Here is a 6,828-nt window from a genome sequence, read left to right as displayed (position 1 = left end):
CCCCCCCCCCCCCCCCCCCCCCCCCCCCCCCCCCCCCCCCTTTTTTTTTTAGATGTGTATAAGAGACAGACCACCACCACCGCCACCCTGGCGCTGCTGGTTGCGCTCGTTGCGACGACGGCGGCCACGGCCTTCGCGCTCGTTGCGGTCATTGCGGTTCTGCTGGTGAGGCGGCTGGCCGCCACCCGGTTGCTGGCCCTGGCCCTGCGGCTGACCGCCTTCGCGTCCTTCGGACTGCTGCTGCGGCTGTGCCTGCGGCAGAGGTGGAAGGGCGGGTGGGTGGTTGCCGAGCTGCAGTTCGGCCTGAGGGGCCGGGGAGGGAGCGGGAGCCGGCGCCGCTTTCGCGGGAGCCGGCGGAGCGCTCGTCTCAACCGCGGGGGCCTCGGCCGCCGGCGCCTTGCGGCGCGTACGCGGACGCGGTTCGGTCGCAGGCTGGTCGCCGGCGCCCTTGGCGTCGATGGAATCTTTGGTTTCGATATCGGACACGGGCAAACCTCACGGGGCGCCGTTGGAAGAAGAAGGGGAGAGGGTTCGCGGCAGGGGGACAAGCAGGGTCCCGGCGAACACCTTAGAGCCTAGCATCGCGTGAGGCGCGGCGTAAAGCGCCTCACGCGGCGGCTGGGTGGAGCAGGGCGATCAGATCGCCTTCTGGATCATCTGGTCGAGCTGACTCTTGCCGACGGCGCCGATCTGCGTGGCCTCGACCTGGCCGCCCTTGAACACCATCAGGGTCGGGATGCCGCGGACGCCGAACTTGCGCGGGGTCTGCTGGTTTTCGTCGATGTTGATCTTCACGACCTTGAGCTTGCCGTCGTACTGGTCGGCCAGCTGGTCGAGCACCGGAGCGATGGACTTGCAGGGGCCGCACCACTCCGCCCAGAAGTCGAGCAGGACAGGCGTGTCGGAATCGAGGACGTCCTTCTGGAACGCAGCGTCGCTCGTATGGGTGATCTTGTCGCTCACCGTGGTCTCCAAGGAATGGGTGAAAGGGGGGTTGACGACCGTGACGCTAGCATCGGCTACACTAAGGAGCCCCATGTCGCGGGTCCAACCGGAACCGAAGGTCTTGGCCATTGCAGCCGGCGGCCCTCATTCCAACCCAACTAGGGGCGCGATTCAAGCAATTCAAGGTCGCCGGCGGGTGGTTTCCGTTGACATAGGTGAACCGGTTTTTCGAGCCGGTTCACCTATGCCAGCGGGAACCCTCGAGCGCGATCACCATCGCCTCCGGCCATCGCGCGCCGGGCGCGTCGCAGGCCGCCGGCATGGCACCCGGCCGCTCCCGACACTCCCGTGACGCCGGCCGGACCCTCCCTGTCCCGTGGCTCCCATGCCGCCGGGACGGCGCCGTGCCAAGCGCGGCGCGCGTTTCCAGGCCCTTCATTCCACATGTCCCAAACCGTTCTCACCGACGTCTTCTACGAAAACCTCGACCTCCATCCGCTGCTCCAGCAAGGTCTCGCCGCCGCCGGCATCACCCGCTGCACGCCCATCCAGGCGCTGACGCTTCCCGTCGCCCTCACGGGACGCGACGTGGCTGGCCAGGCCCAGACCGGCACCGGCAAGACCTTCGCCTTCCTCGTCGCGCTGATGGACCGCCTGCTGAAGCATCCGGCCCACCCGGATCGCAAGGACTCCGACCCGCGCGCCCTGGTCATCGCGCCCACCCGCGAACTGGCCATCCAGATCGAGAAGGACTTCCAGGTCATCGGCAAGGCCACCGGCCTGCGCAGCGCGCTGATCTACGGCGGCGTCGATTACGACAAGCAGCGCCAGCAACTCCGCGACGGCTGCGACATCATCATCGCCACGCCCGGCCGCCTGCTCGATTACTACAAGCAGGACGTGTTCGGTTTCGGCAGCGTCGAGGTCATGGTCATCGACGAAGCCGACCGCATGTTCGACCTCGGCTTCATCAAGGACGTGCGCTTCATCTTCCGCCGCCTGCCTGCGCGCGAGAAGCGCCAGGTCCTGCTGTTCTCGGCCACCCTGAGCCACCGCGTGCTGGAACTGGCCTACGAGCACATGCACGAGGCCGAGAAGCTGGTGGTGGAGACGGAGAACATCACCGCCGACCGCGTCCGCCAGGTGGTCTACTTCCCCTCGAAGGAAGAGAAGATGCCGCTGCTGTTCAACCTGCTCGAGGAGAGCAAGGCCGAGCGCAGCATCATCTTCGTCAACACCAAGGCCGCCGCCGAGCGCATCACCGACCGCCTGAAGCGGCACAATTTCCGCGTCGGCGCCATCTCCGGCGACGTGCCGCAGGTGAAGCGCCAGAAGCTGCTGCAGCGCTTCCAGGAAGGCCAGATCGACCTGCTGGTGGCCACCGATGTCGCCGCCCGCGGCCTGCACATCCCTGCGGTCAGCCACGTGTTCAACTACGACCTGCCGCAGGACGCCGAGGACTATGTCCACCGCATCGGCCGTACCGCGCGCCTGGGTGCCGAGGGCGACGCGATCAGCTTCGCCTGCGACCTCTATGCGATGGGCCTGCCGGACATCGAGGCCTACATCAACCAGAAGATTCCCACCGCCTCGATCGAAGCCAAGATGCTGGTGATGCCGGCACCGCGCCCGCGCGCCGACGGCGTGCAGGACGAGGTCGAGGATCCGAACGACAACGACGGTCACATCCCCACCCGCGGCGCGCCGCCGGAGAAGGGTGCCCGCGGCAGCCGTAACGGTCGCGGCGGTCCGCGTTCCGGCGATCGCGCCGGCAGCCGCGAGCGCCGGCCGCGCCCGCCGCGCGACGATCGTCCGGCCGGCGCCGCGCCGTCGACCGAAGTGCCGATGAAGACCGTCGTCGTCGCCGAGACCGTCGCCGAACTGCCTGCCGCCGCGGAAGCGATGGCCGCCGACGGAGCGGCCGGGAAGCGTCGCCGCCGTCGCGGCGGCCGCGGCCGCGGTGCCCGCGAAGGTGTCGAGAATGCCGACAACGGCCAGACCAACGGCAACGCCGCACGCGCCGAGAGCCCGAAGCAGGGCGCCCCGCGCCACGCCGACGGCCAGCCCGGCCCGAACCGCCGTCCGTCGCGCCAGGTCACCGCCAGCCGTCCGGCATCGACCCCGGCGCCGGCTGCGCACCCGGCCAAGGAAAAGGTCGGCCTCCTGCGCCGCATCAGCCGCCTGTTCGGCGGCCGCTGACCGAGCCCTTGTAGGAGCGCGCCCCGCGCGCGACAGCTTTTCGCGAGGAGCAGCAGGACCTGTGGCTCTCCGCGAAAAGCTGTCGCGCGCAGAGCGCGCTCCTACATGAACACCTCGGCCGCCCGGCCGCAAAACCGACAGCACATCCCTTATCCTCTGGGGCTTCACGGGCCAACGGGTAACGCGGTGATCGGTTTCGATCTGGTGAGCAAACGGTACGAGGGCGGTCACCAGGCCCTTACCGACGTGTCCTTCCAGGTAGACGCGGGCGAAATGGCCTTCGTCACCGGGCATTCCGGCGCCGGCAAGAGCACGCTGCTGAAGTTGCTGGCGATGATCGAGCGGCCCACGAACGGCGTGGTCACCCTCGACGGCCAGAAGCTCAATACCGTCCGTCACGGCGACATTCCCAAGGTGCGGCGCAAGCTCGGGATGGTTTTCCAGGACCATCGCCTGCTGCTCGACCGCAGCGTCTTCGCGAACGTGGAGCTGCCGTTGATCATCGCCGGGGTGGCCCCCGCCGATCGCGGCCGCCGGGTGCGTGCGGCGCTGGAGAAGGTCGGCCTGCTCAGCTACGAAAAGCAGTTGCCCGAGGCGCTGTCGACCGGCGAGCAGCAGCGCGTGGGCATCGCGCGCGCCATCGTCGCGAAACCCGCCGTGCTCATCGCCGACGAACCCACCGGCAACCTCGACCCGCAGCTGGCGATGGAGATCATGACCCTGTTCGCGGAATTCCAGGCGGTGGGCACCGCCGTGCTCATCGCCAGCCATGACCTCATGCTGATCAAGCGGATGAAGAAACGCGTGGTGGTGCTCGATCACGGCAAGCTCGTCGCCGATGTCCCCGCCACGGAGGTGGTATGAACACCGTCCGCGAACCCCGCCGCGCCGCGGAGCCGGAGAAGACGCGCCGCAGCGGACCGCGCAAGGTCGGCGCGTGGCGCGAACACCATGCCTGGAGCATGTCGATCAGCCTGCGCCGGCTCGGCGCGCGGCCGCTCGGCACTTTGCTCACGGTGGCGGTGATGGGCGTGGCCCTGGCCTTGCCGCTCACGTTCTACCTGCTGCTCGGCAACGTGCAGCGCATGGGCGATGCGCTCGGCCGCAACCAGTCCATCAGCGCCTTCATGAAACCGGGACAGAACGCCGCCATGGCGGAGACCGCCGCCTCGGCGCTGCGCGGCCGTCCTGAGGTTGCGGACATCGTGGTGCGCACGCCGAAGGACGGGCTCGACGAACTCGCCGAGGTGCAGGGTTTCTCCGGCGCGCTGCAATCGCTCGATGCCAATCCGCTGCCCTATGTCCTCTCGGTGCAGCCGAAGCAGGGCCTTTCGGCCGATGAGATCGGGCGGCTCGTCGAATCGATGAAGGCCACGCCGGGCGTCGACATGGTCCAGGACAGCGGTGCGTGGCGGCAGCGGCTCGATGCGCTGTTGGGCGTGGGCAGCCGCGCGGTCGCGCTGCTTGCCCTGCTGCTGGGCATCGCCGCGCTGCTCGTGGTCGGAAACACGATCCGCGTGGACATCCAGAGCCGCAGCGCCGAGATCGGCGTGCTCCTGCTCATCGGCGCCAGCCGTCCGTTCGTCCGGCGCCCCTACCTGTATGCGGGTATCTGGCTCGGTTTCCTCGCCGGCGTATTCGCCGTGGTCCTGGCCGTGGTGCTGGAGCTGGCGATGGCCGGACCGGTAGGGCGGCTCGCCGCGGCCTACGACGGCAGCGTGAGCTTCGGCGGACTCCCCGCGTGGCTCCTGCTTTCGGTACCCTTCGCCTCGGCCGTGCTGGGTTGGCTCGGCGCGCGACTCGTGAGCGCGCGGCAGATCCGCCGCGCCGCGGCGGGCTGAAGGGGGACAGGGGTGGGACATCACATCGGTTCGGGTGTTGCCGGCGCCACGCCGCGCATACTTCTCGTGGACGGCTCCAAGGTCGTGCGCCAGTTGATCGCGCGCGTCGTCGCCGCCGAGGTGCCCGGCGTGGAAATCGTGGAAGCCGCGACGGGGGCGGAGGCACAGTCCGAGCTCCAGCGCGGCGTCTTCGACTTCGTCACCGTGGCACTGCGGCTGCCCGACATGGACGGCCTCGACGTCGCGCGCTTCGTGCGCGAGTCCGCGCCGCAGATCTACATGCCGATCGTCGTCGTTTCCGGCGACGTGGAGGAGCGGCTGCACCGCCGCGAACTCGGCGAATTCGTCACCGATTATTTCGACAAGTCCCTGGGCTTCGGCGCGCTGGCGGAATTCATCCGCGGCTATGTGCGTCCCGAGGGTGGGGCCGAGGGCGAGGTGCTCTACGTGGAAGACAGCCGCGTGGTCGCACTCGCCACGCGGCGGATGATGGAGAAGTACGGGCTCACCGTGCATCACGTCATCAGTGCCGAGGACGCGCTGCAGCACCTGCGGGACGCGCGCGGCCGGGGCGAAGTCGGTGCCGACGTCGTGCTGACCGATGTGAGCCTGAAGGGCGAGCTAACCGGCGGCGACCTCGTCGAGCGCATCCGCAACGAATTCGGCTACGGCAAGGGCCAGCTGCCCACGCTGGTGATGACGGGCGACGAGAACCCGGCCAACCAGGCCGCGCTGCTGCGCGCCGGTGCGAACGACCTCGTCGAGAAGCCCGTGGAGGAAAAGCTGCTCATCACCAAGCTGCTGTTTCAGTTGCGCGTGGCCCTGCACCTGCGCGCGAGGGTGGCGCATTGAACGACCGGGTGAAGCTGGAGCCGTCCTGGAAGGCACGGATCGGCGGCTACCTGGATCGCCCGGAGATGCTCGCGCTCTCTGCATTCCTGCGCGAGGAGAAGGCGCAAGGGAAGACCATCTATCCACCGGGCCCCGACATCTTCAACGCGTTCGCGCACACGCCGTTCGACAAGGTGCGCGTGGTCATCCTCGGCCAGGACCCGTATCACGGCCCCGGCCAGGCGCACGGGCTCAGTTTCTCCGTTCGCCCTGGCGTGCGCGTGCCGCCGTCCTTGCAGAACATGTTCAAGGAGATCGAGGACTGCCTGGGCATCCCGCGTCCGGACCACGGTTGCCTCACGCCCTGGGCCGATCGCGGCGTGCTGCTCCTCAACGCCGTGCTGACCGTCGAAGCGGGCCTTGCCGGCTCGCACCAGGGCAGGGGCTGGGAAGGATTCACCGACGCGGCCATCGATGCGCTCAACCGCGAACGCGAAGGCCTCGTCTTCATGCTCTGGGGCAGCCACGCCCAGCGCAAGGGCCAGCTGATCGACGGCAAGCGCCACCTCGTGGTGCGCAGCGTGCATCCTTCGCCGCTCTCCGCCCACCGCGGCTTCATGGGCTGCGGCCACTTCGCCAAGGCAAACGCCTACCTCGAGTCGCGCGGCGAAGCGCCCATCGACTGGTCGCTGCCCCCGAAGGCCGCCCTGGCGACCTCACCCGTGTAGGAGCGCGCCTTGCGCGCGACATCTTTTCGCGCCTGCCCCCAAGCTGGCGCGCCAGCTCCAGGTCACGGCCTCAAAAGATGTCGCGCGCGTGGCGCGCTCCTACAGCGCCGCAATTAATCGTTAACGAACAATAACTTACAGCTCACACCACCGCCCCGGCAGGCACGGCCTCCCATACCGCGCCTTAACCGCGCCGGGCACCCTATGGACATGCCGGGGGTATTTCTGTACCATTGCGTACAGTTAACCGATGAACTTCGGGCTGGCTTAGCACTCTCACTTCG

Annotated in this window: 7 protein-coding genes; 5 read left to right on the top strand and 2 right to left on the bottom strand. The window is 68.5% G+C overall.

What is annotated here, in order from left to right; all coding sequences use genetic code 11:
* Window positions 1-48: 48 nt before the first annotated feature.
* Window positions 49-486: a hypothetical protein gene (locus ACR9ZH_RS15940; RefSeq protein ID WP_481291739.1), complete on the bottom strand. Its 438-nt coding sequence runs from the start codon at window positions 484-486 to the stop codon at window positions 49-51.
* A 150-nt stretch (window positions 487-636) separates the two neighbouring features.
* Window positions 637-963, bottom strand: a complete 327-nt coding sequence (gene trxA / locus ACR9ZH_RS15935) for a thioredoxin TrxA (protein WP_481291738.1) — start codon at window positions 961-963, stop codon at window positions 637-639.
* Between the two features lie 426 nt (window positions 964-1,389).
* Between trxA and ACR9ZH_RS15930 the strand changes: the two genes are divergently transcribed.
* The 5 genes from ACR9ZH_RS15930 to ung all read left to right on the top strand — a co-directional run bounded on the left by ACR9ZH_RS15930 (window position 1,390) and on the right by ung (window position 6,544).
* Window positions 1,390-3,144 carry a DEAD/DEAH box helicase gene (locus ACR9ZH_RS15930; RefSeq protein WP_481291737.1) on the top strand — a complete coding sequence of 585 codons (1,755 nt, stop codon included), beginning with the start codon at window positions 1,390-1,392 and terminating at the stop codon, window positions 3,142-3,144.
* Between the two features lie 186 nt (window positions 3,145-3,330).
* Complete coding sequence (gene ftsE / locus ACR9ZH_RS15925) at window positions 3,331-4,008, top strand: cell division ATP-binding protein FtsE (protein WP_481291736.1); 678 nt, start codon at window positions 3,331-3,333, stop codon at window positions 4,006-4,008.
* Window positions 4,005-4,985 (top strand): permease-like cell division protein FtsX, encoded by a 981-nt coding sequence (gene ftsX / locus ACR9ZH_RS15920; protein WP_481291735.1) that lies wholly within the window; start codon window positions 4,005-4,007, stop codon window positions 4,983-4,985. Before ftsE ends, ftsX begins: the two co-directional genes overlap by 4 nt.
* 12 nt (window positions 4,986-4,997) lie before the next feature.
* A complete protein-coding gene (locus tag ACR9ZH_RS15915; protein WP_481291734.1) occupies window positions 4,998-5,837 on the top strand; it encodes a response regulator in 840 nt (279 codons plus the stop codon).
* Window positions 5,834-6,544 (top strand): uracil-DNA glycosylase, encoded by a 711-nt coding sequence (ung, locus tag ACR9ZH_RS15910; RefSeq protein ID WP_481291733.1) that lies wholly within the window; start codon window positions 5,834-5,836, stop codon window positions 6,542-6,544. The genes ACR9ZH_RS15915 and ung overlap by 4 nt, the downstream gene beginning before the upstream one ends.
* Window positions 6,545-6,828 lie beyond the last annotated feature (284 nt).

This window comes from Luteibacter sp. SVR4-7G, from assembly GCF_056755555.1.
Note: the sequence above shows the minus strand (reverse complement) of the source record. Positions and strands in the feature narration are given on the sequence as shown.